This is a genomic window from Sedimentitalea sp. XS_ASV28, from assembly GCF_041224545.1.
Classification (GTDB): Bacteria; Pseudomonadota; Alphaproteobacteria; order Rhodobacterales; family Rhodobacteraceae; genus Sedimentitalea.
In genome coordinates, this window is record NZ_JBGFGP010000166.1 from 177905 (window position 1) to 203123 (window position 25219).

At 63.3% G+C, this 25219-nt stretch carries 27 protein-coding genes and 1 riboswitch; of the genes, 6 read left to right on the forward strand and 21 right to left on the reverse strand.

Annotation, left to right across the window (positions count from 1 at the left end; translation table 11 throughout):
- Positions 1-34: 34 nt before the first annotated feature.
- The 11 genes from AB9K34_RS19920 to AB9K34_RS19970 all read right to left on the reverse strand — a co-directional run bounded on the left by AB9K34_RS19920 (position 35) and on the right by AB9K34_RS19970 (position 8738).
- A complete protein-coding gene (locus tag AB9K34_RS19920) occupies positions 35-376 on the reverse strand; it encodes a hypothetical protein (protein WP_369956242.1) in 342 nt (113 codons plus the stop codon).
- An 85-nt stretch (positions 377-461) separates the two neighbouring features.
- Positions 462-1613, reverse strand: coding sequence for a peptidoglycan DD-metalloendopeptidase family protein (locus AB9K34_RS19925; RefSeq protein WP_369956243.1), 1152 nt, complete (start codon positions 1611-1613; stop codon positions 462-464).
- Positions 1614-1683: 70 nt separating this feature from the next.
- Positions 1684-2331 carry a protein-L-isoaspartate(D-aspartate) O-methyltransferase gene (locus tag AB9K34_RS19930; protein ID WP_369956244.1) on the reverse strand — a complete coding sequence of 216 codons (648 nt, stop codon included), beginning with the start codon at positions 2329-2331 and terminating at the stop codon, positions 1684-1686.
- The gene (gene surE / locus AB9K34_RS19935; protein WP_369956245.1) at positions 2328-3110 is read right to left on the reverse strand and encodes a 5'/3'-nucleotidase SurE; all 783 of its coding nucleotides are present in this window, start codon (positions 3108-3110) and stop codon (positions 2328-2330) included. The genes AB9K34_RS19930 and surE overlap by 4 nt, the downstream gene beginning before the upstream one ends.
- A 106-nt stretch (positions 3111-3216) precedes the next feature.
- A complete protein-coding gene (locus AB9K34_RS19940) occupies positions 3217-3852 on the reverse strand; it encodes an SDR family NAD(P)-dependent oxidoreductase (protein ID WP_369956246.1) in 636 nt (211 codons plus the stop codon).
- 42 nt (positions 3853-3894) lie between these two features.
- On the reverse strand, positions 3895-4167 hold the full coding sequence (locus AB9K34_RS19945) for a hypothetical protein (protein ID WP_369956247.1): 273 nt from the start codon (positions 4165-4167) through the stop codon (positions 3895-3897).
- Between the two features lie 144 nt (positions 4168-4311).
- Positions 4312-5769, reverse strand: coding sequence for an amidophosphoribosyltransferase (purF, locus tag AB9K34_RS19950; protein WP_369956248.1), 1458 nt, complete (start codon positions 5767-5769; stop codon positions 4312-4314).
- A 226-nt stretch (positions 5770-5995) separates the two neighbouring features.
- Positions 5996-6550: a CvpA family protein gene (locus AB9K34_RS19955; protein WP_369956250.1), complete on the reverse strand. Its 555-nt coding sequence runs from the start codon at positions 6548-6550 to the stop codon at positions 5996-5998.
- A 44-nt stretch (positions 6551-6594) separates the two neighbouring features.
- Positions 6595-7959: a DNA repair protein RadA gene (radA, locus tag AB9K34_RS19960; RefSeq protein ID WP_369956252.1), complete on the reverse strand. Its 1365-nt coding sequence runs from the start codon at positions 7957-7959 to the stop codon at positions 6595-6597.
- A gap of 17 nt (positions 7960-7976) precedes the next feature.
- Positions 7977-8405 carry a paraquat-inducible protein A gene (locus AB9K34_RS19965; RefSeq protein WP_369956254.1) on the reverse strand — a complete coding sequence of 143 codons (429 nt, stop codon included), beginning with the start codon at positions 8403-8405 and terminating at the stop codon, positions 7977-7979.
- A 15-nt stretch (positions 8406-8420) separates the two neighbouring features.
- Positions 8421-8738, reverse strand: a complete 318-nt coding sequence (locus tag AB9K34_RS19970; RefSeq protein ID WP_369956255.1) for a DUF6476 family protein — start codon at positions 8736-8738, stop codon at positions 8421-8423.
- Here AB9K34_RS19970 and AB9K34_RS19975 point away from each other — a divergent pair.
- Both AB9K34_RS19975 and rpoH read left to right on the forward strand, forming a co-directional pair.
- Complete coding sequence (locus AB9K34_RS19975; RefSeq protein WP_369956256.1) at positions 8737-9771, forward strand: RluA family pseudouridine synthase; 1035 nt, start codon at positions 8737-8739, stop codon at positions 9769-9771. The two genes, AB9K34_RS19970 and AB9K34_RS19975, sit on opposite strands and share 2 nt — an antisense overlap.
- 246 nt (positions 9772-10017) lie before the next feature.
- Positions 10018-10914: an RNA polymerase sigma factor RpoH gene (gene rpoH / locus AB9K34_RS19980; RefSeq protein ID WP_369956257.1), complete on the forward strand. Its 897-nt coding sequence runs from the start codon at positions 10018-10020 to the stop codon at positions 10912-10914.
- 69 nt (positions 10915-10983) lie between these two features.
- Here the strand turns inward: rpoH and AB9K34_RS19985 are convergent, their stop codons facing one another.
- From AB9K34_RS19985 to AB9K34_RS20005, 5 genes are all read right to left on the reverse strand, one after another.
- Positions 10984-11400 carry a pseudoazurin gene (locus AB9K34_RS19985; RefSeq protein WP_369956258.1) on the reverse strand — a complete coding sequence of 139 codons (417 nt, stop codon included), beginning with the start codon at positions 11398-11400 and terminating at the stop codon, positions 10984-10986.
- Positions 11397-12170: an ABC transporter ATP-binding protein gene (locus AB9K34_RS19990; protein ID WP_369956259.1), complete on the reverse strand. Its 774-nt coding sequence runs from the start codon at positions 12168-12170 to the stop codon at positions 11397-11399. Before AB9K34_RS19990 ends, AB9K34_RS19985 begins: the two co-directional genes overlap by 4 nt.
- Entirely contained in the window at positions 12167-13162 is a 996-nt protein-coding gene (locus AB9K34_RS19995) for a FecCD family ABC transporter permease (protein ID WP_369956498.1), read from the reverse strand. Before AB9K34_RS19995 ends, AB9K34_RS19990 begins: the two co-directional genes overlap by 4 nt.
- A 41-nt stretch (positions 13163-13203) precedes the next feature.
- Positions 13204-14214 carry an ABC transporter substrate-binding protein gene (locus tag AB9K34_RS20000; RefSeq protein WP_369956260.1) on the reverse strand — a complete coding sequence of 337 codons (1011 nt, stop codon included), beginning with the start codon at positions 14212-14214 and terminating at the stop codon, positions 13204-13206.
- A 171-nt stretch (positions 14215-14385) separates the two neighbouring features.
- A riboswitch (cobalamin riboswitch) is annotated at positions 14386-14576 on the reverse strand.
- A gap of 124 nt (positions 14577-14700) precedes the next feature.
- Positions 14701-15876, reverse strand: a complete 1176-nt coding sequence (locus AB9K34_RS20005) for a dipeptidase (protein ID WP_369956261.1) — start codon at positions 15874-15876, stop codon at positions 14701-14703.
- A gap of 244 nt (positions 15877-16120) precedes the next feature.
- On the opposite strand from AB9K34_RS20005, the gene AB9K34_RS20010 reads away from it, so the two are divergent.
- The gene (locus AB9K34_RS20010) at positions 16121-16390 is read left to right on the forward strand and encodes a DksA/TraR family C4-type zinc finger protein (protein ID WP_369956262.1); all 270 of its coding nucleotides are present in this window, start codon (positions 16121-16123) and stop codon (positions 16388-16390) included.
- A gap of 56 nt (positions 16391-16446) precedes the next feature.
- On the opposite strand, the gene AB9K34_RS20015 is transcribed toward AB9K34_RS20010, so the two are convergent.
- From AB9K34_RS20015 to AB9K34_RS20025, 3 genes are all read right to left on the reverse strand, one after another.
- Complete coding sequence (locus tag AB9K34_RS20015) at positions 16447-16704, reverse strand: hypothetical protein (RefSeq protein WP_369956263.1); 258 nt, start codon at positions 16702-16704, stop codon at positions 16447-16449.
- A 72-nt stretch (positions 16705-16776) separates the two neighbouring features.
- Positions 16777-17664 (reverse strand): cation diffusion facilitator family transporter, encoded by an 888-nt coding sequence (locus tag AB9K34_RS20020; RefSeq protein ID WP_369956264.1) that lies wholly within the window; start codon positions 17662-17664, stop codon positions 16777-16779.
- Positions 17665-17707: 43 nt separating this feature from the next.
- Complete coding sequence (locus AB9K34_RS20025; RefSeq protein ID WP_369956266.1) at positions 17708-19522, reverse strand: M3 family oligoendopeptidase; 1815 nt, start codon at positions 19520-19522, stop codon at positions 17708-17710.
- A gap of 201 nt (positions 19523-19723) precedes the next feature.
- Here AB9K34_RS20025 and AB9K34_RS20030 point away from each other — a divergent pair, with 201 nt between their 5' ends.
- A complete protein-coding gene (locus tag AB9K34_RS20030) occupies positions 19724-20359 on the forward strand; it encodes a hypothetical protein (RefSeq protein ID WP_369956267.1) in 636 nt (211 codons plus the stop codon).
- A 67-nt stretch (positions 20360-20426) separates the two neighbouring features.
- On the opposite strand, the gene AB9K34_RS20035 is transcribed toward AB9K34_RS20030, so the two are convergent.
- Both AB9K34_RS20035 and AB9K34_RS20040 read right to left on the reverse strand, forming a co-directional pair.
- Entirely contained in the window at positions 20427-21401 is a 975-nt protein-coding gene (locus AB9K34_RS20035; protein WP_369956268.1) for an alpha/beta hydrolase, read from the reverse strand.
- On the reverse strand, positions 21401-21691 hold the full coding sequence (locus tag AB9K34_RS20040) for an SCP2 sterol-binding domain-containing protein (RefSeq protein WP_369956269.1): 291 nt from the start codon (positions 21689-21691) through the stop codon (positions 21401-21403). The genes AB9K34_RS20035 and AB9K34_RS20040 overlap by 1 nt, the downstream gene beginning before the upstream one ends.
- A 70-nt stretch (positions 21692-21761) precedes the next feature.
- On the opposite strand from AB9K34_RS20040, the gene AB9K34_RS20045 reads away from it, so the two are divergent.
- Positions 21762-22331 (forward strand): hypothetical protein, encoded by a 570-nt coding sequence (locus tag AB9K34_RS20045; RefSeq protein WP_369956500.1) that lies wholly within the window; start codon positions 21762-21764, stop codon positions 22329-22331.
- Between the two features lie 25 nt (positions 22332-22356).
- Complete coding sequence (locus tag AB9K34_RS20050; RefSeq protein ID WP_369956270.1) at positions 22357-25215, forward strand: helicase-related protein; 2859 nt, start codon at positions 22357-22359, stop codon at positions 25213-25215.
- The last annotated feature ends 4 nt before the right edge of the window (positions 25216-25219 follow it).

Below are 25219 nucleotides of genomic sequence, written 5' to 3' on the forward strand. Positions count from 1 at the left end.
CCCCCCGAACCGGGGCACGACCCGCGTGGTACGATCACTCCAAGGGGTGCATTTCGACGCGGACGTCAATCCCCTCGCCAAAGAAGGTCACGAAATCATCGTCTTTTGCGAGCGTGGCGTTGACGCCGTTGACGTCGGCAACCCACCCATGCTTGCCATCGCTCAGCGGAAAGGTCTGCGCGGCATCCGTCGGTTGCACGCCATCATTGCCCGATGATGTCATGGTCATTTCAGTACAATCCGCGTTGACGTCGATCCGGACTTCAAAAGACATTTCCTGACCACGGTAGGAGCCGCCGGACCACCGGCAATCCTGTGCCGCGGAGGAAATCGGGAGCGCGGCGACAGCGAAGCCGAGAAGAACAGAGTATTTCATCATGCGTTTCCCTTGGTTTCACTCTACCTATAGTTAGTGAAACCGGCCGGACAAAGGTCAAGCGCCATTTGTGCGGTCGCCAAGGTTACTCCAGATACGGCATGGGATCGACGCTCTCGAACCCGTCGCGCACCTCGAAATGCACATATGAATCCTCGCCGCTGCGCAGTTGCGCGAGTTTTTGCCCCCGAGTGACGCTGTCGCCCTTCTTCACGGCAATCTTGTCCACGTTTGCATAAACCGTCAGCAGGTTGTCGGGATGGCGCACGACGACGATCGGCACCTGATCCGCGTCCTGGGTGATTGCGGCGACCGAGCCGCTGGCGGCGGCGGTGACCGATGCGCCCGGGCTGCCTGCAATGTCGATCCCTTCATTGCGCCCCTTGGAATAGGTGCGGATAATCTTGCCCTGCAACGGGAACGCCATGGCGGTGTTGCTGGTTTGCGTGGGGGTTCCGACATTGGTTTTCTGCGGCTCCGGCACGTTTGCCGCGACCTTTTCGTCGGGCAGGGGCGCGGTTGCGCTTGGCGGGGTCGGCGTCGGCGAGCCGCTGCCCGGCTGGGTAACCGCGCTCGCGCTCCGGCTCGGGCTGCTTGCGCCGGCGACGGGGATCAGCAGATATTGTCCCTCGCGGATGGCGAAATCCGGGCCAAGCCCGTTCCACTCACCCAGTGATTTGACGGACACGTTGTAAAGCCGGGAAATCGTGTAGGCGGTTTCCCCGCGCACCACCTTGTGCCGCAGCGGTTCGGTCTTGGTCACAGGTTTGGGGGTTGCCGGGGCGCCTGCGGGCGGCAGGGTGCTGGTCTGGACCTGCGAGGTGTCCGGGGCATTGTCGATCGCATCACCGGCGAGCGTGGCGATATCCACCGTTCCGGCAGGCTCGGCGACACGACGGGGCAGGGCGATGATTTCGCCGTCGCGCAATGTCACGTTCTGCTCGATGCCGTTGTATTTTGCCAGTTCGGCAGCGGGCAGGCCCACGCGGGCCGCGACATCGTTTATGGTGTCGCCGCGCCGCGCTACGGCCACCTGATAGTTGGGATAGGAGATGATCCCGCGCGCATCGGGCGCGGGCCTGCTCGCGGTGACGTTGCGGGCGGCGTTGGTGGTGTTGAAGGCACCGAGCTGACCGCGCAGGTCGTAATCAAGAGGTCCGTTGCAACCGGCCAGCAACGCAGCCGCAGCCACCGCGCCCAATAGCCGGGCCGAAGTCAGTCCTAGGGGATTTGCCATCTCGTTGTCCTCAAAGTCTTCCCCTGTCTGTGTGCGGGGGTTCGGGTGCAGTTCGCGTTGCTCTTCCTGTTCATCCGTCCTTGCCGAGACCTTCAAGCAGAGGCACGAAGCGGACGGGTCTGATTTCTTCGTATTCATAGCCGGTGCTGGTGCGCAGAACGCGGATCAGCGTCTGAACCGCGTCCGACTGGCCCACCGGCACCACCATGATACCGTCGATCTTGAGCTGGGCCAAGAGCGGGCCGGGGGGGTCTTCGGCGGCGGCGGTCACGATGATGCGGTCAAACGGGGCCTGTTCGGGCAGGCCAAAGGACCCGTCCGCCGTCATCGCGGTGATGTTGCTCAGGTTCAGGGCGGAAAATGCTTCGTTGGCTTCGCGGACCAGCCGGGCGTGACGGTCCACGGTATAGACCCGACGCACCAGCCGCGACAGGATCGCCGCCTGGTATCCCGACCCGGTGCCGACCTCGAGCACCTTGTCCCGCGGGCTGAGTTGCAGCGCCTGTGTCATCAGCCCGACCACCGACGGCTGGCTGATCGTTTGTCCGCAGGCAATGGGCAGCGGCATGTCATCATAGGCCCGGTTGGCAAAGAGGCCACGCACGAACACGCCACGGTCGATCTCTTCCATGGCTTGCAACACGCGCTTGTCGGTCACCCCGCGCGAGCGCAGGGCAAACAGGAACTGCATCTTGGTTTCGGGTTCCGGACCGGTCATTCGATGGCTTTCAGCGCCTCCAGTGCATCATGGGCGGTCAGATCGGCGCGCATCGGCGTGACCGAGACATAGCCATCCAGGTTCGCATGGGCGTCCGACCCCGGTTCGGTGCGCACCTGCTGATTGCCGCCCTTGATCCACAAGAAGCGGCGCCCGGATGGCGCATTATGCGGCTCGACCCCGAAATGCACACCGCGGCGATAGCCCTGGGTCGTGACCCGCGTGCCCAGGACCTCGCGGGCCGGGACGGGCGGGAAATTCACGTTGAAGAACAGGCGGTAATCGTCACCCTGATCCGGGTTCGCGGCGAGGATCCTGCGTACCACATCCGCGCCATGCACGGCTGCCGCGTCGAACGGATTGTCGAGATCGCTGTTGCGCGGGCCGTAATATTGCGACAGTGCGATTGCCGGCAGCCCTTGCAGGGCCGCCTCCATCGCGCCACCCAGCGTGCCGGAATAGAGCGCGTTCTCTGCCGAGTTGTTGCCCCGGTTCACCCCCGACAGCACGAGGTCGGGACGGGTGTCTTTCATGACCTCGTGCAGGCCCGCCATCACGCAATCGGCCGGGCTGCCCTCGGCGGCAAAGCGACGGTCGCCCATCTGCGCGATCATCATCGGATGCGTATAGCTGATGCAATGGGCGACGCCGGATTGTTCGAAGGCCGGTGCCACGGTCCAGACCTCTCCGTCCGGCCCGGCCAGATCCGCCGCGATGGCGCTCAGAACCTCGAGGCCCGGCGCGTTGATGCCGTCGTCGTTGGTGATCAGAATACGCATATGTGCCTGTCCCTCCACGCTCTTGATAGTGGCCGTGTTGTCACGCGGCAAGCGAGCGCCGCCGTTTGCGCCACGATAATGCCGGGCTGCGGCAAGATCGCTGCGCTCACAACTCGGCCAGCAGCCGTGACGCCTCGGATGCCGGCGCGTTCAGGGGGGCGCGCGGCTCCCCGGGGAAGAAGCGGGCCCTGACGGCTGTGGGCATCGGTCGGGGCGACAGGATCCGAACCCTGGGGCCGGTCTTGACGGTTTCCGCCGCCCAACTGCGGGCGAGCGCCATCTGTGCGGCCTTGGTCGCCCCATAGGCGCCAAAGAACTTCTCGCCCGCCCGGTCATCGTCGAAGAACACCGCCCTCCCTTCGCTTCCGAGAAGGGGGGCAACATAGCCGATCAGCGTAGAGGTCGCCGTGGCATTCACCGCGACGGATTTGTCCCAATCCTTGGCGTCGACGAAACTGGCCGGGCTGAGCGGGGCGGCGTGGATGGCCGTGTGCAGCCACATGTCGAGCCTGCCCCACCGGTCATAGATTCCACGGCACAGGGTTTGCATGGCTGCGGTGTCGGTGATGTCCATCGGGGCCAGCGTGGCGCTGCCGCCCGCGGCCTGGATGTGATCGTCGAGCTCTTCCAATGCGCCGGTGGTGCGGGCGACGGCCACGATATGGTGTGTCGGGGCCAGCGCCTGCGCCAGCGCGGCGCCCAGCCCGCGCGAGGCGCCTGTGATCAATGCTATCTGTGTCATGCGCGCGCTTTGAACCGGGAAAACGCGGCGGTCAAGCCCGGATCAGCCTGCGGGCAGGGTCAGGCGTCGGTTCTGGCCGTTCTTTGACAAGATGACGCCTGTCTCGTCTATGGCGATGATGCGCCCGATGCTGAGCGTTTCACCCACTTCGACACGCTTGATGGCCCCCCTGGACGTGCGGATCAGTGCGGACATGTTGTTGCGCGGGCCAAAAAGGCCGATCAGGTCGGTCTTGCCCCGCGCAAGTGCGCGATCTGTGGTGGCGATCCTTGCCACACGTTCAGGCGTTTTCCCCGCCTCGTTGCTGCTTGTCATAAATGCCTCATGGACCGGTTGGTCAGGTATGCTGCGCCGCAGCACCCCCGGACGCAGCGGCTAACATGGGCCAGAGGCAGGCGAAAGTGGGCGCGGTGAACACGCCCCTGCGGATCGGCGGGGACTCGCCAATCCGGTTCGGTGTTATTCGGCGGCGGCCTTCAACTGAAATCCCTGTTCCAGCATGTCGGCAGGCTCGACCGGGTATTCCCCCGAGAAGCAGGCATCGCAATATTGCGGTGTCGCGGCATTGCGGCCATTTGCTTCGCCAACCGCGCGGTAGAGCCCGTCCAGCGAGATGAACTTGAGGCTGTCCACGGCGAGATGCGCGCACATTTCCTCTTCGCTCATGGTTGCGGCCAGCAGTTTTTCCCGCTGCGGCGTGTCGACACCGTAGAAACAGGGCCAGGCCGTCGGCGGCGAAGCGATGCGGAAATGCACCTCGCGGGCGCCCGCATCCAGTATCATTTCCTTGATCTTGCGGCTGGTGGTGCCGCGCACGACGCTGTCATCGACGAGGATGACACGCTTGTCCCTGATCAGGGCGCGGTTGACGTTGAGCTTGAGGCGCACACCCATGTTGCGGATCTGCTCGGTCGGCTCGATAAAGGTGCGCCCCATATACTGATTGCGAATGATCCCCATCGCGTAGGGGATGCCGCTTTGCAGTGAAAACCCGATCGCCGCAGGCGTGCCGCTGTCGGGCACGGGACAAACGAGGTCGGCGTCCACCGGGCTTTCCTTGGCCAGTTCACGACCGATGTTCTCGCGGGTTTCATAGACGCTGCGCCCACCCAGAATGCTGTCGGGTCGGCTGAAATACACGTGTTCGAAAATACAGAACCGGGATTTGCGCGGCCGGAATGGAAAGCGGCTTTCGACACCGTTCTCGTTGATCACGACCATCTCGCCGGGTTCGATCTCGCGGACATATTCCGCACCGATGATGTCGAGCGCACAGCTTTCCGAACTCAACGCCCAGCCATCGCCGATCTTGCCCAGAACCAAGGGGCGTACGCCCAGCGGATCGCGCACGCCGATCAGCTTGGTCCGGGTCATGGCGACGACCGAAAACGCGCCCTCGACACGGCGCAGCGCGTCTTCCATCCGTTCGGGGATGTTGCGTTGCAGAGATCGGGCCATCAGGTGAATGATGCATTCGCTGTCAGAGGAACTCTGGAAAATCGAGCCGCGGTCGATCAGCTCGCGGCGCAGGGCATTGGCATTGGTGATGTTGCCGTTATGCGCAATCGCCGCGCCGCCCATCGAGAATTCGCCAAAGAACGGCTGTACGTCGCGGATCGCGGTCTGCCCCTTGCTCCCTGACGTCGAATACCGCACGTGCCCGATCGACAGCGGACCGGGCAGGGTTTCCATGATTTTCTGGCTGGTGAAGTTGTCACGTACATAGCCGAACCGCCGGGCCTGGTTGAATCCAAGCTGCGGATCGTGGCTGACGATGCCGCCGGCCTCCTGACCGCGATGCTGGAGCGCGTGCAATCCGAGGGCAACGAAGGTTGAGGCGTCCTGCACGCCGATGACCCCGAAAATCCCGCATTCTTCACGGAGTTTGTCGTCATCGAATGGGTGCGAGGGTGGCATGGAATTCATCGACAAAGCTGGCAGCTCCGAATCCGTTTGCGGTATCTGGCCCTGACATAGTGCCTGAGACGGCCCATGTCACCCGTGCTGTCATGAAACCGTTGCAACTCTGCACTGCGGCATCGTGCGTAGCGGGGTCTCTTCACGTCTGGCGTGAGTTGCACGCAGGGTCAGCACCCAGGGCCTGTGCGTGCTGGCGGATGTGCTGTCTCAGCAGGACGAATCGTTACTGGCTGCACGATCCGACGAGATTCTCGTATTGCTGGGTCACCCAGCCTAGCGCCCGTTCGGGATTCTGCTCTTCTATGCTGCCGGTGAGCTTGGCAAAAACCTGTGCAGAGCGGCTTTCGTCAACCATCGTGAATGTCTGTCCGGTGATCACGGTGTCGTAGACGAAGAAGGCGATGGCGATCAGCAGGATGCCGCGCGCCACGCCAAAGAAAAAGCCGAGCCCCTGATCGACCCCGCCCAGTGCAGAGCGCTGAACAAGCGAGGAAAACAGCGGTGTGAAGAAAGACACGATGATCAGGGCAACCGCAAATACGGCGGCAAAGGCCGCAATCATGCTGAGTTCGCAGCTGTCGGCGACGAACTCGCCGAGCATCGGAATTTCCTTGATCAGCGGTTCGACCTTGGGGGCAAACAGGAACCCGAGGATCGCGGCAGCAATCCAGCCCGCGATCGCCATGGCTTCGCGCACCAGACCGCGCGAATAGGCCAATAGCGCCGAAACAACGATGATGAGGGCAACGAGCCCGTCGATAATGGTAAAACCGTCCATTCGTCTGTGCCCGTCCTGTTGCTGTCTGCTGCGGCAGCGAGACCTTACCCGGCCCCGAACACTTCGCCAACAAATCCCGTCAAATCGGTCGCCCGCGTCAGCGCAAGACCGGAAACTGTGCCGGATTTGCCACCTGCCGGAGCGATGGCGGCGGTAAAACCAAGTTTTTGCGCCTCTTTCAACCTGTTTTCTGTTTGAGGGGCCGGGCGCAATGCGCCGGACAGGCTGATTTCCCCGAAAACCACCGTATCGGCGGGCAGGGCGGTATCCTCGCGAGCAGACAGCAAGGCGGCGGCCACTGCCAGATCCGCGGCAGGTTCGGAGATCTTCATGCCGCCGGCAACGTTGAGATAGACATCGAGCCCGGCAAAGGGAATGCCGCACCGTGCTTCGAGCACCGCGAGAATCATCGCCAGCCGCCCGCCGTCCCAACCGACGACGGTGCGGCGCGGTTGCGAATGCGGCGACGGGGCCACCAACGCCTGAAGCTCGACCAGAACCGGTCGCGTGCCCTCGATTCCGGCAAAGACGGCAGAGCCGGGCGTCGGCTGGCCCCGCTCGCTGAGAAACAGGGCCGAGGGGTTGGTGACTTCGGCAAGACCCCGGCCGGTCATCTCGAACACGCCGATCTCATCGGCGGGACCGAACCGGTTCTTGACCGCGCGCAGGATGCGGAACTGGTGGCCGCGCTCGCCCTCGAAGTAGAGCACCGTATCCACCATGTGCTCGACCACGCGCGGGCCGGCGATCTGCCCCTCCTTGGTGACATGGCCGACCAGGATCACCGAGACATTGCGCCGCTTGGCAAAGGTGGTCAGTTCATGGGCTGCGGCGCGCACCTGGCTGACAGAGCCGGGCGCGCTGTCGACATTGTCGGCCCACATGGTCTGGATCGAATCGATGATTGCAAGCTCGGGCTTCTCGGCTTCCAGGGTGGTCAGGATATCGCGCAGGTTGGTTTCCGCGGCGAGCTTGACCGGCGCATCCGCCAAGCCCAGCCGCTGGGCGCGCATGCGCACCTGTGCGCTGGCCTCTTCGCCACTGACATAGACGGTTTTCAACCCGTTCCGGGCAAAACGCGCCGCCGCCTGAAGGAGCAATGTCGATTTGCCGATACCCGGGTCGCCCCCCACCAGCAACGCAGAGGCCGGAACAAGACCGCCGCCGAGAACGCGATCCAGTTCCGTGACACCCGATAGCGTGCGGGGGGGCGGTGTTTCCTCGGTCGAAAGATCGGTCAGCCTGACGGCGCTTCCACGTTTCGCGCCGAGGGATTTCGATGCGGGACCGGCGGACAGGGGGACTTCCTGGACAATGGTGTTCCAGTCGCCGCAGGCTTCGCATCGCCCGGACCATTTCGAAAACGACGCGCCGCAGGACGAACAGGTAAAGGAATTGGTTTTTGCCATGCCGCTTTCATGGCCCCTCAGCGCTTGGCGGTCAAATGGCTAATCGCGATCGAGGCCAGCACGCAGCCGGAAAAGAGATAGAGACCCCATGCAGTCTCGACGGTGGCCAGCCCGATGCCTTTGACGACCACCACGTAGAGCGCGATCAGGAATATGTCGGCCATGGCCAGTTTGCCAAGCACATCAAAGGCTGGCAGCACCTTGCGCCGCATCAGGCCGAAATGGATCAGAGCAAGCCCGATGGTCTTGAGGTAGGGCGCAAAGATCGCGAGGAAGGTCACCAGCAGCGCCAGTACGATGTCGCTGTCCCAAAGACTCTGCAGGCCTGTCATGACCGAGATCTCGCTCAGACCGAACAGCGGCAGCAGCCCGGCGCGCAACAGCGGCGCAAACCACGCCACGGGGTAGAGGATCAGCAGGGCGAGATTGGCAAAGCGCAGCGGCACGGCGTTGGTCCTTGCTCACTCGGTGGTCCGCAGGTCGATGGTCTTGCGCAAATCACCGCTCGCGCGGTCATAGATCAGCACGCGCTCATCGCCGGTGATCACCGCGTACCAGTCGGCGGTCACCGTGAACGCCTCGGCCCGCGTGCCGTCGGGCAGGGTGATGTGATCGGGCAATGGGATCGCCGCGGGTGTGCGGTCTGACGAGAAACGGATGACAATCAGCGAAACGATCACTAAAAGCCCGCCAATCATCACCGCAGTCAGCACCGTTACGAGCCGACGCAGGAAACGCAGGTTGGCCGGTTCTTCGACCGGTTCGGAAGGATCAGTCATGGGCACGCGTCAAATCAGGTTTTCCATCGCGGCGGATCCGCCGCCGCGCCTTGATAAGGCGCTTTCGCGAGATGTACCAGCCGACGCGGCGTTGTCGCGTACGCGGCTTGCCCGGATGATCGCGGACGGGGCGGTGTCGGTCGACGGCGTGGTGCAGACCGATGCCAAGGCACGCGTCGAAGAGGGGGCCGGGGTGGTGCTGACGGTGCAGTCGGCCGAAGAGAGCCACATCGGCTCCGAGGCCATCGCGCTGGATATCGTGCACGAAGACGATGACCTCGTGGTGATAAACAAGCCGGCGGGCATGGTTGTTCACCCCGCGCCGGGGACGCCTTCGGGCACGCTGGTCAACGCGCTGCTGCATCATTGCGGCGATGACCTGTCGGGCGTTGGTGGTGTCCGGCGGCCGGGGATCGTGCACCGGATCGACAAGGACACCAGCGGTTTGCTCGTGGTGGCGAAATCCGATGTTGCGCATCACGGGCTGGCCGCACAGTTCGAGGCGCACAGTGTCGAACGTTACTATCGGGCGCTGTGTTACGGTGTGCCCGATGCCAATGATCCGCGCTTGCGCGGGGTACGGGGGGCGGCGTTCGAACCGGGCAATATCCTGCGCCTGACCACGCAACTGGCCCGGCACAAAACCGACCGGCAGAAACAGGCGGTTCTCTTTCAGGGCGGGCGGCATGCGGTGACACGCGTCAGGATCGTCGAGCCGTTCGGCGCTCCGCCGGTCGCGGCGCTGGTGGAATGCTGGCTGGAAACCGGGCGTACCCACCAGATCCGGGTGCATATGGCGCATGCCGGGCACGGGTTGATCGGCGATCCGGTTTATGGCGGGCGGCGCAAGCTGCCGGGGCGGGCGATCGCCGGTCCGGCCGCCGATGCGGTCCGCGAATTTCCGCGCCAGGCCTTGCACGCGGCGGTGTTGGGCTTTGTTCATCCGGTGACGGGGGCTGCGGTCCGGTTCGAATGCGACATGCCCGATGACATGACCGCGTTGATCGAAGCCTTGCGCCTGCCACCCGGATAACGGGCCGTTCCGTTTCACGCATTGTTACCGGATGTGACCGCGATTTCACGACCGGGACCCTTTTTATAGCTGCTTCTACGCGATTTGTTTCATTTGCGCTGTCATGAACTGCACATGCGCGTGAATGCACTCTTTTCCCCCTCAAACTAGCCGCTGTTTCAGGGCATTGTGTTAGCGATCTCACTTGAATGGTGCATCAGACACACCATATTCATGTTAAGACAATAAACATTAAGGGACATCAGAATGGCCAACTATGCAAATTTGCCGGCACCGACGCCCGAGGGCGGTCTGAACCGGTATATGCAGGAAATCCGCAAGTTCCCTCTGCTTGAGCCGGAAGAAGAATACATGCTGGCAAAACGATGGGTCGAGGAGCAGGATACCGAAGCCGCCCACAAGATGGTCACCAGCCACCTGCGGCTGGCGGCCAAGATCGCCATGGGCTATCGCGGCTATGGCCTGCCTCAGGCCGAGGTGATTTCAGAAGCCAATGTCGGTCTGATGCAGGCGGTCAAGCGTTTTGACCCGGAAAAAGGGTTCCGGCTGGCGACCTATGCCATGTGGTGGATCCGCGCGAGCATTCAGGAATACATCCTGCGCTCATGGTCGCTGGTCAAGCTGGGCACGACCTCGGCGCAGAAGAAACTGTTCTTCAACCTGCGCAAGGCCAAAGCCAAGATCGGCGCGCTGGAAGACGGCGACCTGCATCCGGACAATGTGAAGCAGATCGCCACGGATCTGGGTGTTACCGAAGACGAGGTGATCAGCATGAACCGCCGGATGTCCGGTGGCGATGCCTCGCTCAATGCCACGGTCGGCTCGGAAGGCGAGGGGACGATGCAATGGCAGGATTGGCTCGAGGATGAAGACGCCGATCAGGCGGGCGATTACGAAGCGCGTGACGAGCTGGAAGCGCGGCGTGAATTGCTGGCGCAGGCGATGGATGTGCTGAATGATCGTGAGCGCGATATCCTGACCCAGCGCCGCCTGTCCGATCAGGTGGTGACGCTGGAAGACCTCAGCGGACAGTATGACGTGAGCCGCGAACGCATCCGCCAGATCGAGGTGCGCGCATTCGAGAAACTGCAAAAGAGAATGCGTGAACTCGCCCGCGAAAAGGGAATGCTGGCGACTGCCTGACCGGGCTGACCGGTACGTATGTGAAAATTGGCAGCGTCCTGAACGGGACGCTGCCTTTTCTTTGCGCGTCTATTGCGCTTCGAGGATGGTCTCGAACCGCTGCCGGGCGCGGTCGGGCAGATCGTCGGGCAGAATCCTGTCGGTTTGTCCACCGACCTCGATCAGCATGACCATTCCCATGGCGTAATGCGGGCTGCATTTGATGCCGTAGAGCCCCGGCTCGGTCAGTGTGACGGTGAAATCCTCGTTGACCTGGCTCTTGAAGGGCGTGGCCGCTGCGGGAATCATCCCGTCGATGGTCGCGGCGTTGTGGCCGGGTTGCGTCGGTAGGAAACGCACGCTGTCACCCGGCGCGATGGCCAGGACGTCCGGCTCGTAGATCATCGGACCGCGCTCCGAACGCGTGAACATTTTCACGTCGTGGGTTTCGGCGCGCGCGGAAGTTGTAAGGATGCAGATTGCAAAAGCGGCGTGAAGCGGGGTCATATGTCGTTCTCAAGGCATCGGAACCGAAACTGTGTCGTTTCGTCCACGGGATCATGTAGCGGTGTGGCCTGCACCCGGAAGATCACGGCAAGGCGTTGCGGGGTCAGGACCTCGGCGGGCGGTCCGCAGGCGACAAGACGCCCGCCATCCATCACGCCGATCCGGTCGCAGCACATCGCCTGGTTCAGGTCGTGCAACGCCATGACAACAGTGACGGGCAGGCGGCACACCAGCCGCAGCAGGGTCAGCTGGTGGTGGATGTCGAGATGGTTGGTCGGCTCGTCCAGCATCAGCAGGCGCGGACGTTGCGCCAGCGCACGCGCGATGTGAACGCGCTGCCGCTCGCCGCCCGAGAGGGTCGACCACCGGTTCCCTGCCATTGCGAGCATGTCGACGGCGGCGAGCGCGTCATCGACGATTTGTGTATCCTGCGCGCCGAATGGCGCCAGCGCCGACAACCACGGTGTGCGGCCGAGTTCGACCGCATCGCGCACGCGCAAAGCCTCGCTCGTATCGGCGATCTGCTCGACAAAGGCGATCCGCTGCGCGACCTGCCGCCGCGTCAGGGTCTCGATGGGCGCATCGTCGAGTTGCACACTCCCCTTTGGACGCGGTGCAAGCCCGGCAAGCAACCGCATCAACGTCGATTTTCCCGACCCGTTCGGTCCGACGAGGCCAAGCGTCTCGCCGGGTTCGATATCGAGCGATACGCCGTCCACTATGCGTTTGCCGCCGGTCGTCCAGCCCAGATCCCGCGCCGCCAGCCTCATGGTCGCCTCCGGTTGTGCAGGAGGATCAAGGCGAATCCGGGCGCGCCCACAAGTGCTGTGACAACGCCGATGGGAACGACCTGTCCGGGAATCAGGATGCGCGAGACGACATCTGCGGCGATCAGGAACACCGCACCCGCCAGGGCCGACGCCGGAACCAGCCGACCGTGACGGGGACCGACGATAAAGCGCATGGCGTGCGGGACAACGAGGCCGACAAAACCGATGGAGCCGACGATGCTGACCATGATGGCGGTCATCAGGGTGGTCGCGCCGATCAGCACGGCTTGCACAGGGCGCACCGCGATGCCGAGCGATGCCGCCGATGAGGTCCCAAATGAAAACGCATCCATGGCACGGGCAAACCAGAAACAGGCGAGCAAGCCGATCGCAGCGGCCGGCAGGGCGAGCGAGACATCCGGCCAGCGCACCCCCGAAAGATTGCCCAGCAGCCAGAAGATGATCCCGCGCGCCTGTTCAGCATTGGCGGATTTGGCGATGAAGAACGATGTCAGCGCGTTGAAAAGCTGTGAACCGGCAATGCCCGCCAGGATGAGCTGTGCCGAGCCGCCGCCCGCCGCCCGCGCCAGCGCGGCAACCAGCAGAAAGGCCAGCGCGGCACCGCCAAAAGCTCCGGCGGAGATGCCGATGAGCCCGCCGCCCAGACCGAGGATCGACACCGCGACCGCCCCGGTGCCGGCCCCTGCGGACACGCCGAGAAGGTACGGGTCGGCGAGTGCGTTGCGCACCAGCGCCTGCAAGACAACGCCGGACAGCGCAAGCCCGGCACCGCAGGCCGCCGCCACCAGCGTGCGGGGCAGGCGGTAACTCCAGATGATACCCGCGTCGATCGGATCGACCAGATGGCCCGCATCCCAGAGCCGGTTGGCAAAAACCGCCAGCACCATGCGCGGCGGCAGCGGTGTCTCGCCGATCATCACGCCGGCAAAGATCGCGGCAAACAGAACGGCCATCCCCGTCACGCCCCACATTGCAACGGGTTTGACATGTGTCACGGGAATGGCCGCATGGGTCATTGCCGGTCGTACTCGGCCAATGCGTCGGCCAGGGTTTCAAGTGCGCCGATATTGCGGATCGAGGGATCCATGCCATGTGCATCCAGGATCAGGATGCGGTCATTTTTGACGGCTTCCATCTGGCTGGCGACCGGGTCGCTGCGCAGGAACTCCAGTTTTTTCCCGATGTCATCGGCCTCGAAGCGGCGGCGCTCCATGCGGGCGGCCACGATTACGGTCGGATCGGCGCGGGCGATGGTTTCCCAGCTGACGGTTGGCCATTCCTCGTTGCTCTCTATGACATTGGCCAATCCAAGCGCCTGCATCATATAGGCCGGCGCACCGCCCTGGCCCGCGACATAGGGATCGATGTCCATTTCCGCAGACGAGAACCAGAAGACCGCCGAAGCGTCGTCAAGTCCGAGGCCGCGGGCCTTTGCGATCGCCGATTCCTCGCGGGCGCGCAGGTCGGCGACGAGCGCCTCGCCCCGGTCACCGACATCGAAAATCCGGGCGAGTTCGAGGATGCCCTGATAGACGCTGTCCATCGAGAACAGTTCCAGACGCGTGCCATCCGACCCTTTCGAGTTGTCCTTGCCAACGCAATCGGCGGGCAGCGTGTAGGTCGGAATGCCGAGATCGGAGAATTGTTCACGCGTGGCGACGATACCCTGCGGACCGACATGCCATTCATATTGCACCGCAACCAGGCCAGGGCGCTTGGCGACGACACTTTCAAAGCTCGGGTCGTTATCGGCCAGACGTTCGACCCCGGCGTTCAGTTCCGCGTATTCCGGCAACACGTCGGTGAACCAGACCGATGTTCCGGTGACCTTGTCGCCAAGCCCGAGCGCATAGAGAATCTCGGTGGCCGCCTGACCGACCGACACGACGCTGGCGGGGGCGGCGTCAAAGGTGACCTCGACGCCGCAATTCGCGAGCGTCAGGGGGTAGGTGGTCTCGGCCCGCGCGGGCATAATGAGGCAGGCCGCCGCCAGGCTCCCTGCGGTCAGGGTTCTGATGAACATGTATGGTCTCCGGTTGATGATGCGCCCGAAGACAGGAAAGACATGTCGTGCCCGTCGCTGACGAAATCAGCCGCACATATGGCAACCGGGCTCGTTCTGACTGTGATGATCCACTGGAACCATCCGGGAAAAGACTTCATTCGACACCTCTCCGGACACCCCGTCCGGGCCGCGTTGCAGTTATGTGCCGGCAGGTCTCCTGACTGGCGGGTCATGGTGGACAGCGACCTTCCCATGGACCAGCCACAGTGGATGTCTCGCTGCTCACTCGCCGCTTACAGTTGCGGGGGCAGTTCCGTTTCGCCAGATGGCGGCGGATTCCCTTTTCATTCCTTGCGAAAACCGACCCGTGCTCGATACCGGTCGAAATGTCCGCTCGCAAGGTCTTTTGTTGCGCGCCGGCAAAACGGACGCGCGTTCATGATGCGCCGCTTTGGACGTGGTTGCCGCGAGTGCGGCCCGGGTCCGCACGGACCGCCCGCCTGTTCAGTTCAGCCGTGCGCGCAGAACCCGTACCATGTTTTCGCCCATGACCTTGCGGATCTGCGTGTCGGTCAGGCCCTGATCCAGCAACGCCTGGGTGAGAGCGGGCAATTCCGACGTGTCAAAGGCCGTTTCGACCGATCCGTCGAAATCCGAACCCAGCGACACATGGTCTTCGCCCACGGTATCGATGGCCGCCCGGATCATGCGGGCCACCCCGTCCGGCGCTATGTCGCCGCAGGCCACCTCGGCCCAATAGCCGATGCCGATGACCCCGCCGGTTGCCGCGATGTCCCGCATCAGATCGTCCGGATAGTTGCGTTTGGTCGCGCAATGCCCGTGAATGCCCGAGTGGCTGACGACAAGCGGTATGTCGGTCATCGCAATAACATCGCGGGCCACCTGCGGGCTGGAATGGGCAAGATCGAGCACCATGTTGCGCTGCACAACCTCGTTCACCACGGCCCGGCCAAATTCGGTCAGCCCGTGATTGCCCAGACCATGCAGCGATCCGCCGAGCGCGTTATCAAAGAAATGTTGCAGCCCCACGAGGCGATACCCGGCGGCTTCGAGGATGTCGAGATTTTCGAGCTTGCCTTCAAGCGGGTGCGCGCCCTCGATCCCGAGAATGCCACCCACGGTTCTTGCGCCCTTTGCGCGCTCCGAAAGCACCGCGTCAAGGTCCGCGCGGCTCTTGATGATCCTGAGACTGCCGGGGGCCTGGTCGGCAAATCCCTGCAGTTTCTCCGCCTGGTAGACGGCCCGTTGCAGCAGGCTTTGCCACGTGCGCGGCGGCCAAAGCTGTCCCACGGCAAGCAGGGTGATATTGTCGAATGCTTCCGCCGAGTTTTGTTCATAGTTCTGCCCCGCCGGACTCTTGGTGACGGCGGTAAACACCTGTAGCGCGACACCGCCCTCGATCAGACGGGGCAGATCGACCTGCCCATAGCTTCCGCGTTCGGTGAGATCGCGATTCCACAACAGCGGATCGGCATGCCAGTCTCCGACGATCATGTCGTCATGCAGATCCTGCGCCGCCGGGGAGACCGGGTAGGGATCATGAGGCACCACGGCGTTGCGCGCACGTTCGATATAGCCGGGTGCAAAGACAAAGAACGCGCCCGCCAGTACCAGAAGGAGCAGCAGGAACCGCCCCAGCCATTTTGCGAAACGTCGCATGGAGCCTCCCAGGGTTGTTTTGCAGCCGAGCCTAACCGGTGACCGGAGAATGACAATCGTGACTTTGCGGCAAAGGGGTTGGGTGCATCGGTGCCGTTGCGCTAGGATCGGGGGCAACTCGGGGTGCGGGCGTGGATGATCCGCGCCAGTTGGCGGTTTGCACGGTCGGCGGACGATGACAGACCGGGTAGCCGAAATGGCGCGGACGTCATATATCCTATCCGCACCTGCAAGGAGAGAGGCGATGGCCGGTGGATGGGCGCGCGATGGCGCGGTGAGCGAGCAGATCGAGGCTTCGATTTCCGATGAACTGGCCCGGCTCAAGGCGCGGCGCGCACCGGAGGGCGAAAGCCTGACACATTGCGCGGAATGCGACGAACCGATCCCGGAGGCGCGGCGCAAGGCGATCCCCGGCGTGAAGCTGTGCATTGATTGCATGCAGGAACGCGACAGCGCCTACAAGGCGCGGGGCGGGATCAACCGGCGGGGCAGCAAGGACAGCCAGCTGAAATGATCCGGTAAGACGTTGCTCGCCATGGCCACGGGAAAGACGGCCAAGCGCGAAACGATCTAACCCCTGTGATCGCCACGAAACCAGCGCAGCAGCGGCTTGACGTCCAGCGCGGCCACCATGACGCCCAACGGGATCATCCAGTAGCCCAGCACCGGAAGGAACCCGAACACCCCGCCGAGGATCAGCAGAAGACCGAGCACCAGGCGCAATCCCGGCGGTACGCGCCTGCGGATTCTGACGACCACGCGTGCCAGACGGCCGCGCAGGGCGCGGCCGTTCGTGTTCTTTACGTCGGAGTCGGGTTTGGTTTGCATATAGGTCTGATCTTTGCGGTGATTATACAGCCACTTGTATCCGATCAGGGAGCATGTTTGCCACTCCGTAGATCAGGCCTCGCCCTCCGGGTAGGGATCCTTGTGGATCAGGATATCGGTTTGCGGATACGTGTCGATGATTCGCCGGCGCAGATCCGCACCGATTGCATGGGCCCGGTTCAGCGAAAGCTGTCCGTCGAGTTCGATGTGAAAGTCCACGAAGGTACGGCTCCCGGCGGTGCGGGTGCGCATGTCGTGAAAGCCCCTGATCCCCGGATGTGCAGAGATGATCGTCTCGATTCCTGCGATCAGGTCGGGATCGGCACGGTGGTCCATCAGGGCGTGCCATGCGCCGATGCCGATGCGCAGCGCGCCGATGAACAGAACCAGGGCCGCGAGCAGACCGACAATCGTGTCCAGCGAACTTATCCCGTATCGCGAGGACATCCAGAGCGCGGCAATGGCCCCGATATTGGGCAGCAGGTCGCCGACATAATGCAGCGAATCCGCAGCGATGACGCGGTTGCCCGTGCGCCGGGCCACATGCCTCTGCCACAGCACCAGCGCACCGGTCAGCAGGATGGACACCACCATCACGACGATGCCCGCACCTTCGGCGGCGAGCGTGACCGGGGTCGGCGTCAGCAGACGTTCGATCGAGACCGTGGCAAGCGCAAGCGCCGTGACCAGCAGGAACAGCCCCTGACCAAGCGCGGACAGATCCTCGGCAGAGCTATGCCCGAAGGCATGATCGTGATCGGGTGGCAGCGCCGCATAGGCGACGGCGGCGAGCCCGAGGGCCGAAACCAGAAGGTCGAGACCGCTGTCGGCAAGCGAGGCCGCCACCGACAGCGACTGGGTCTGGCCAAGCGCCCAGAGCTTCAGAATCACCAGACACAGCGCCACCGAAACAGAGGCCAGCGCGGCGGAAAGGTTCAGGCGTTTGTGTTCTTTTGACATCCCTCGGCTCCGGTCGGCTGTCCAGGTGCGTGCCGGCCCTTCTCTATGCTTCCATCGCCTCAAGCTCGTCTATGAAGCCGGAGATCATGTCGAGGCCTTTGTCCCAGAACCGGGGATCGGACGCATCCAGACCGAACGGTGCCAGAAGGTCCTTGTGGTGCTTGGACCCGCCGGCCTTGAGCATGTCGAAATACTTGTCCTCAAAGCCCGGGTCGCCGTCGGCGTAGACCGAGTAGAGCGCGTTCACCAACCCATCGCCAAAGGCGTAGGCATAGACATAGAAGGGCGAGTGCACGAAATGCGGAATGTAGGCCCAGAAGGTTTCGTAGCCGTCCATGAATTCGAATGCGGGCCCAAGGCTTTCGGCCTGAACGCTCATCCAGAGGGCGTTGATGTCGTCCGGCGTCAACTCTCCGCCGCGCCGTGCCGCGTGCAGTTTGCACTCGAAATCGTAGAAGGCGATCTGGCGGACAACCGTATTTATCATGTCCTCGACCTTGCCAGCGAGCAGAATCTTGCGCTGCTCCTGTGTTTCGGCGTTATCCAGCATCTTGCGGAAGGTGAGCATCTCACCAAACACGGACGCGGTTTCGGCGAGCGTCAGCGGCGTGGAAGACAGCATTTCACCCTGACCGGCGGCGAGAACCTGATGCACGCCATGGCCCAGCTCGTGCGCAAGGGTCATGACATCGCGCGGTTTGCCCAGATAGTTCAGCATGACATAGGGATGAACCTCGGTCACGGTGGGGTGGGCAAAGGCGCCGGGGGCCTTGCCCGGTTTGACGGCGGCATCAATCCAGCCTTTGGAAAAGAACGGCGCGGCAATTTCGCCCATGCGCGGATCGAAGGCGTTATAGGCATCCATCACGGTCTTTTCGGCGCTGGCCCAGTCGACGACGCGGCTGTCTTCCATCGGCAGGGGGGCGTTGCGGTCCCAGACCTGCATCTTGTCGAGCCCCAGCCATTTGCGTTTCAGTTCGTAATAACGGTGGCTGAGCTTGGGATAGGCGGCGACCACGGCCTTGCGCAGGGCCTCGACGACTTCGGGCTCCACATCGTTCGACAGGTGCCGGCCGGTTTGCGGTGTGGGCATGCCGCGCCAGCGGTCGACGACTTCCTTTTCCTTGGCCTGCGTGTTGTGCACACGGGCAAAGGTCTTGATGTTTTCGGCGAACACATCGGCCAACTCGCGTGCGGCGGCCTCGCGGATGTTGCGATCCTGTTCGGTCAGCAGGTTGAGCGTGCCTTCGATGTTCAGCGTTTCGTCGTCGACCGAGAATTCGAGTCCGGCGATGGTTTCATCGAACAGCTTTTCCCACGCATCGCCCACCACGCCCATGTCGTGAAGGAATTTCTCCAGCTCGTCCGACAACTGGTAGGGTTTCATCGCGCGGATACGGTCAAAGACCGGCCGATAGCGCGCAAGATCGGCATTGGCGGCGAAATGGGCCGCGAGAACCCCGTCATCCAGCCGGTTCAGTTCAAGCGTGAAAAACACCAGCGGCGTGGTGAAATTGGTGATCTTTTCCTGCATGTCCGACATGAACTTGGCCCGGTCCGCATCGGTCGTCTGCTGGTAATAGCGCAGCCCGGCAAAGGACATGATGCGCCCGGCAACCGCGCTGATGCGTTCGTTGCGCAGCACGCAATCCAGAAATCCTGCGGCGTCGAGATCCGCAAGTTTGCCTTCGTAATCGGCGGCGAAAGAGGCGCAGGCCGTTTCGAGCCAGTCAAGGTCGCGCTTGAGTTCGGGCGCGTCCTGCGACGTGTAGAGATCGCTGAGGTCCCATTCCGGCAGGTTGCCAAGATCCTTGCCGCCGGACGAGGCATTGGCATCGAAATTCGGTTTGATCGTCATTACGCAATCCTTCTGCTTTGTCTTGGAATTAGTGCCCCGGCCCGCGCAGATGCAAGTGGCGGCGCGGAAATGCCGCGAAATAATCCGCCGGACCGGCATCGAAGTGGGTTCTTTCGCGGCGACGCGCGAACATCGCGGACCCTTTGACATTCCGGGTCCGTCGTGCGGTCATGGTGCGACAATCGAAAGGGAGGATTTGGTGTGGGTATTTTCAACGATCCGAAGGTAACGGGCGCCGGTGGTGCGCTGATCGGGCTGCTGTTGGGGTTGTTCATCGGCAACGATACGCTGGACGAAGACGTCAGGACCCTCGTGCGCGAAGAAATCGCACCGGTGAGCGCGGCGGCCCGGGAGCAGGGTAGCGTTCTTGAGGCGATGTCGGCCCGGCTCGATGCGCTGGATGCGGCGGTGGCGGATGGGGCGGCCGCGACGGGTGACTTGGTGTCGGCGGTCGGCGAAAAGATCGAAGGGCTTCGCGATACGCTGGGCGGCAAGATCTCGGAAACGGCCGCGAGCCAGGCGGACTCGCTGAAGACGACGCTGGCCGAGATGTCGGCGTCGCTGGAGAGCTGGACGAGATCGGCGGTGGATAGGGTCGCACTGGAGGGCGGTGCCGTCGCAGGTCCGGGCGAGGTGCTGATGCTGGCCGATGGTGCCCTGAGGGTGTTCGTCTCGGGTGTGGTCAACGGCAAGGCGCGGCTGGCCGTCAACGGGTTGAGCACGCAAGTGGTTGCGGTTGGCGACAGCGTGACAACGGATGTGGACGGAAAAAGCTGCACCGTTTCCGTCGCGGCCATCCGCGAAAACCGGGTCGGCCTGACTGGCGACTGCGGTTAGGGAAACAGCGTCCGGCACTCGGTCGCCGGGCGCACTCCGATATTGGCCATTTTCGCCTTTGCCGGGGTCAGGCGGAAACGGCGCTGTCCTGTGTTCCGCTTGGCGGGCGGCTGAACAGTTCGTCGAGTTGATCGAACACGTCGGCCCGGATCTCGGGAGTCTCCATCAGAACCTCGTGGCGCGCACCCTGCACGATTTCGAGCCGCCCGTTTGGCCATCGGTCCATGCGCTGGCGTACATCCTCGCAATCGATGATCTGCTCTCCGGAGCCAAGGAAAGTGATGCAGGGCAGGTCGGGCGAAGGCCGTTGCGCGAGCGTGCGGCATTCCATCAGGCTCTCGCGCAACCACACCAGCGTCGGTCCGCCGATGCCAAGCTCGGGATGCGCGGCAAGCTGATCCTGCATCATCCTGTACATGCTGGGTTCGGTTGTCAGCGCGTTGCCATCGAACGCATTCGCGGTCACGTAGCCTTCGTGACGCGTGCTCGGCGGCAGGCGCGTTCCCATGCCGACCATCGGCGCAACGTGCGACAGCGCCCATCCGAATGGCTTGACCATCGGCGACATGTAGATGCCCCACATCGGCCCCGTAAAGGCGCAGCTCTGGACCGGCAACCCTTCCATCACCGCCCGCAGCCCGATGCCACCGCCCATCGAATGACCGATCAGGTGAAACGGCGTCGGCAATTCGATCGCACGCGCCAGTTTCATCGCGGCGGCCAGGTCCTTCTGGTAGTCGGTAAAGATGTTCACATGCCCAAGGCGCGTGTCATCCAGCAACCGGTCGGCAAGGCCCTGGCCACGCCAGTCGATCACCAGCGTCGCGTATCCGCGCCGGCCCAGTTCACCGGCGGTATCGCCGTATTTCTCGACATATTCGGTACGGCCGGGCAGCATCAGCACGGTGCCGCGTGTGCGCCCTTCGGGCCGCCAGACGCCGACACGGATGCGGATGCCATCCGACGTTTTCAACCAGTAGGCCCGCCCGCCTTCGGGCACGCCGACCATATCGTCATGCAGGGGGGCGGACACCAGTTTCATCAGGCCAGAACCGATGCCAGTTTCATGGCCATGCCCATGTCGCCATCCACCGACAGTTTGCCGGTCATGAAGGCCGAGGTCGGGTTCAGATCGCCCTCGAAAATGGCCTGAAAGGTTTCGGCATCGGCGCTAAGGGTAACGTCGGCCTCGTCATCGGCGACGCGTGCGCCATTGCCGTCGAGCATGATCGCGCCTTCACCGGCGATGTCGAACTTGGCGGTGCCGTCAAAGTCGGAGGTCGCCAGCTTCGTGTTGAGTTCGGCCGCAGCCTTTTCAAGGAATTCGCTCATTTTCACTCTCAAGATTTTGGTGCAGGGGGCTCTGGAATTTCCCATGCATCGCGTTACACTGAACAACGTTATGAGCGTTATCCATCCCTTGATCAAAGCTATCGTCGCGGCAGTTTTGGCCATAGTAATGAATTCCATACCTTTGATCGCGCAAACCGCGGATTCCGAGGATGAGCAGGCGCTGTTGCAGGCGCTCGCGACGGCGGATGCGGACGAGGCGCGGCGTCTGGACCGGCAATTGCAACGGCTTTGGTCGCGCAGCGGTTCGCCGTCCATGGACCTGTTGCTGCAACGCGGACGCGACGCCCTTGAGCAAGACGACACGGCGGCGGCGATCGAACATCTGACGGCGCTGACCGATCACGCGCCGGAGTTCGCACAGGGCTGGAGCACCCGGGCGCTGGCCTATTTTCACGCCGAGCTTTACGGGCCGGCACTTCTGGATCTGGAACGCTCGCTGGCGCTCAACCCCAACGATTACAACGCGATAATCGGTCTTGGCGCCCTGCTGGAAGAGTTCGGCGACAAAACGCGGGCCTATCAGGCCTACACGCGGGCGCAGGCTATACATCCCCATCACGAGGAAGTAACCAGAGCCCTGGACCGTCTGCGCCCGGGAATCGAGGGCGCGGCACTTTAGGCCCTGACGGGGCAGGGGGCGACAGGTGACCGGGTCATCGCGTATTGTGGCCGTGCTGGGCCCGACCAATACCGGCAAGACGCATTATGCCATCGAACGCATGCTGGGCCATCGGACCGGTGTCATGGGGCTGCCGCTGCGGCTTCTGGCGCGCGAGGTCTACGACCGGATTGTCGCGGTGCGCGGTCCGTCTGTGGTGGCGCTCGTCACCGGCGAAGAGCGTATCGTTCCGCCACGCACGCAATACTGGGTCTGCACCGTCGAGGCGATGCCCGAAGGGATGGGGACCGATTTTGTCGCGATCGACGAGATCCAGCTTTGCGCCGATCCCGAGCGAGGCCACGTCTTTACAGACCGTTTGCTGCGTGCGCGGGGGCATCTCGAAACCTTGTTCCTGGGCAGCGATACCATGCGCGGTCCGATCCGCGCGCTGGTGCCGGAGGCGCAGTTCCAGGGGCGTGAGCGGATGTCGCAGCTCGTCTATTCCGGTGCGAAAAAGATCAGCCGCATGCCCGCGCGCAGCGCCATCGTCGGGTTCTCGGTCGAGGGCGTCTATGCCATTGCCGAACTGATCCGCCGGCAAAAGGGTGGCGCGGCAGTGGTGATGGGAGCGCTGTCGCCGCGCACGCGCAACGCGCAGGTCGAACTCTACCAGAACGGCGACGTTGATTACCTTGTGGCGACGGATGCGATCGGGATGGGGTTGAACCTCGATATCGACCATGTGGCATTTTCGGCGCTAACCAAGTTTGACGGGCGCCGGATGCGGCCGCTCGCGCCGAACGAACTGGCGCAGATAGCGGGCCGTGCGGGGCGGGGCATGTCGCATGGCACGTTCGGCGTCACCGGCGAAGCGCGACCGCTCGACGAACCGGTGGCACAGGCGATCATGGAGCATCGCTTCACACCCCTGAAGAAGCTGAACTGGCGCAACGCCGCGCTGGAGTTCGGATCGGTCGATCATCTGATCCGCGCGCTGGAGATGACGCCGACGGATGAGAACCTGGTCAAGGCGCGCGAGGCGGACGATCTGGGCGCACTGAAATCCCTGGCGCAAGTGGACGAGGTCTTCGCCCGTGCGTCCGACCCCGCCTCGATCCGCCTGTTGTGGGATGTGTGCCGGATCCCCGATTTCCGGGGAATCAGCCATGCGGAGCATTCTGCCCTGCTCGAGATCATTTTCGGCTATCTGCACGAAAGCGGCAGGGTGCCCGACGATTGGCTCGCCCGGCAGATCAGGCGTATCGACCGGACAGACGGGGATATCGATACGCTGAGCAAGCGATTGGCATTTATCCGCACATGGACCTATGTCGCGCAGCGCAAGGGCTGGACAGGCGACGAAAGCCATTGGCGCGACGTGACGCGCGCTGTAGAAGACAGGGTGTCGGACGCGCTGCACGAGCGACTGACACAGAGATTTGTGGACCGGCGTACATCCGTGCTTTTGCGCCGGCTCAAGCAAAAGGAGGCCCTTTTGGCCGAAGTGAACGATAAGGGTGAAGTGACCGTCGAAGGTGAATTCGTCGGGCGTTTGGAAGGGTTTCGATTCTCCGCGGACAAGTCAGCGGCGGCGGGGGCCGAGGAAAAGGCGGTCAAGGCCGCCTCGCTTCAGGCGCTTGCGCCGCAATTCCATTTGCGGGCGGATCGGTTTTACAATGCCCCCGATACCGAGATCGACTTTACCGAACAGGGCGGTCTGATGTGGGGTGAACACGCGGTGGGCAAGCTGGTCGCGGGGCCGGAGCCGCTGAAGCCGCAGGTCGAGGTGTTCGTCGATGAAGCGGCCGGACCCGATGTGGCCCAGAAGGTCGCGCGCCGGTTGCAGCATTTCATCGACCGCAAGATTGCGTCGCTGTTCGAGCCTTTGCTGACCCTGCAACGCGACGAGGAACTGTCGGGACTTGCGCGCGGCTTTGGCTTCCGGATGATCGAGTCGCTGGGCATCCTTCCCCGTGCCGAGGTGGCGCAAGAGGTCAAGGATCTCGATCAGGATGCCCGCGGCGCGCTGCGCAAGCATGGCGTCCGGTTCGGTCAGTTCACGATTTTCATGCCACTGTTGCTCAAGCCTGCGCCGACGCGTTTGCGGCTGGTGCTGTGGTCGCTGGCCAAGGGATTGCAGGAGTTTCCGGAATCCCCGCCACCTGGCCTGGTGACCGTGCCGACGGTGCAGGACGCGCCCGAAGGGTATCACACGATGTGCGGTTATCGCGCTGCGGGCGAGCGCGCGGTGCGGATCGACATGCTTGAACGGCTCGCGGACATGCTGCGCACCGAGGACAGCCGGGGCGGTTTCGAGGCCAAGCCAGACATGCTCTCCATCACCGGGACGACGCTGGATCAGTTTGCGGATCTGATGCAGGGGCTCGGCTACAAGGGCGAGCGCGGCGAACGGGCCAAGGTCAAGCCCGCCCCGGCTGCGACGCCCGGCACCACGACAGAGGAGGCGACCGCGTCCGAACCCGCAGCGGTTGAACCGGTTGCGGACGATACGGCGGAGACTCCACCCGTTGCCGGACAAACCGCCGATCCGGTTGCGCAAGGGGCTGCCGTGCAGGCGGACCCCGCTGCGCAGGAGGACCCTGCGCCGCAGAAACCCGAGGCGCCGCAGGAACCCGAGATCGAGGTCTTTTATACGTTCACCTGGGCCCGGCCGCGCCGTGACCAGCAGCGTTCGCGCGGCAACAAGACGGGTCAGCGGGACGCTCAGGGCACCAAGCCTCAGGGCAAGGGACGTCCCCCGCGCAGGAAGGGGCAGGACAAGGGCGATCGCAAGGACAAGGGTGCCAAATCCTATTCCGCGCGCCCACCCCGCAAGGAAAAGCAGATCGATCCGGATAACCCGTTCGCTGCCGCCTTGATGGGGCTCAAGGACAACGGATAGGCTT

Excerpts from the sequence above, each read along its gene's own strand:
- radA (WP_369956252.1), bottom strand. The coding sequence starts at position 7,959 with ATGGCAAAAACCAATTCCTTTACCTGTTCGTCCTGCGGCGCGTCGTTT.
- AB9K34_RS19975 (WP_369956256.1), top strand. The coding sequence starts at position 8,737 with ATGGGCACGCGTCAAATCAGGTTTTCCATCGCGGCGGATCCGCCGCCG.
- AB9K34_RS19925 (WP_369956243.1), bottom strand. The coding sequence starts at position 1,613 with ATGGCAAATCCCCTAGGACTGACTTCGGCCCGGCTATTGGGCGCGGTG.
- AB9K34_RS20045 (WP_369956500.1), top strand. The coding sequence starts at position 21,762 with ATGAGCGTTATCCATCCCTTGATCAAAGCTATCGTCGCGGCAGTTTTG.
- purF (WP_369956248.1), bottom strand. The coding sequence starts at position 5,769 with ATGCCACCCTCGCACCCATTCGATGACGACAAACTCCGTGAAGAATGC.
- AB9K34_RS19920 (WP_369956242.1), bottom strand. The coding sequence starts at position 376 with ATGAAATACTCTGTTCTTCTCGGCTTCGCTGTCGCCGCGCTCCCGATT.
- AB9K34_RS20000 (WP_369956260.1), bottom strand. The coding sequence starts at position 14,214 with ATGTTCATCAGAACCCTGACCGCAGGGAGCCTGGCGGCGGCCTGCCTC.
- AB9K34_RS20010 (WP_369956262.1), top strand. The coding sequence starts at position 16,121 with ATGGCCGGTGGATGGGCGCGCGATGGCGCGGTGAGCGAGCAGATCGAG.
- AB9K34_RS20025 (WP_369956266.1), bottom strand. The coding sequence starts at position 19,522 with ATGACGATCAAACCGAATTTCGATGCCAATGCCTCGTCCGGCGGCAAG.
- AB9K34_RS20035 (WP_369956268.1), bottom strand. The coding sequence starts at position 21,401 with ATGAAACTGGTGTCCGCCCCCCTGCATGACGATATGGTCGGCGTGCCC.
- AB9K34_RS19930 (WP_369956244.1), bottom strand. The coding sequence starts at position 2,331 with ATGACCGGTCCGGAACCCGAAACCAAGATGCAGTTCCTGTTTGCCCTG.
- AB9K34_RS19990 (WP_369956259.1), bottom strand. The coding sequence starts at position 12,170 with ATGAGGCTGGCGGCGCGGGATCTGGGCTGGACGACCGGCGGCAAACGC.
- AB9K34_RS19995 (WP_369956498.1), bottom strand. The coding sequence starts at position 13,162 with ATGTGGGGCGTGACGGGGATGGCCGTTCTGTTTGCCGCGATCTTTGCC.
- rpoH (WP_369956257.1), top strand. The coding sequence starts at position 10,018 with ATGGCCAACTATGCAAATTTGCCGGCACCGACGCCCGAGGGCGGTCTG.
- AB9K34_RS20015 (WP_369956263.1), bottom strand. The coding sequence starts at position 16,704 with ATGCAAACCAAACCCGACTCCGACGTAAAGAACACGAACGGCCGCGCC.
- AB9K34_RS20020 (WP_369956264.1), bottom strand. The coding sequence starts at position 17,664 with ATGTCAAAAGAACACAAACGCCTGAACCTTTCCGCCGCGCTGGCCTCT.
- AB9K34_RS19940 (WP_369956246.1), bottom strand. The coding sequence starts at position 3,852 with ATGACACAGATAGCATTGATCACAGGCGCCTCGCGCGGGCTGGGCGCC.
- AB9K34_RS19955 (WP_369956250.1), bottom strand. The coding sequence starts at position 6,550 with ATGGACGGTTTTACCATTATCGACGGGCTCGTTGCCCTCATCATCGTT.
- AB9K34_RS20005 (WP_369956261.1), bottom strand. The coding sequence starts at position 15,876 with ATGCGACGTTTCGCAAAATGGCTGGGGCGGTTCCTGCTGCTCCTTCTG.
- AB9K34_RS19970 (WP_369956255.1), bottom strand. The coding sequence starts at position 8,738 with ATGACTGATCCTTCCGAACCGGTCGAAGAACCGGCCAACCTGCGTTTC.
- AB9K34_RS20040 (WP_369956269.1), bottom strand. The coding sequence starts at position 21,691 with ATGAGCGAATTCCTTGAAAAGGCTGCGGCCGAACTCAACACGAAGCTG.
- AB9K34_RS19985 (WP_369956258.1), bottom strand. The coding sequence starts at position 11,400 with ATGACCCCGCTTCACGCCGCTTTTGCAATCTGCATCCTTACAACTTCC.
- surE (WP_369956245.1), bottom strand. The coding sequence starts at position 3,110 with ATGCGTATTCTGATCACCAACGACGACGGCATCAACGCGCCGGGCCTC.
- AB9K34_RS19945 (WP_369956247.1), bottom strand. The coding sequence starts at position 4,167 with ATGACAAGCAGCAACGAGGCGGGGAAAACGCCTGAACGTGTGGCAAGG.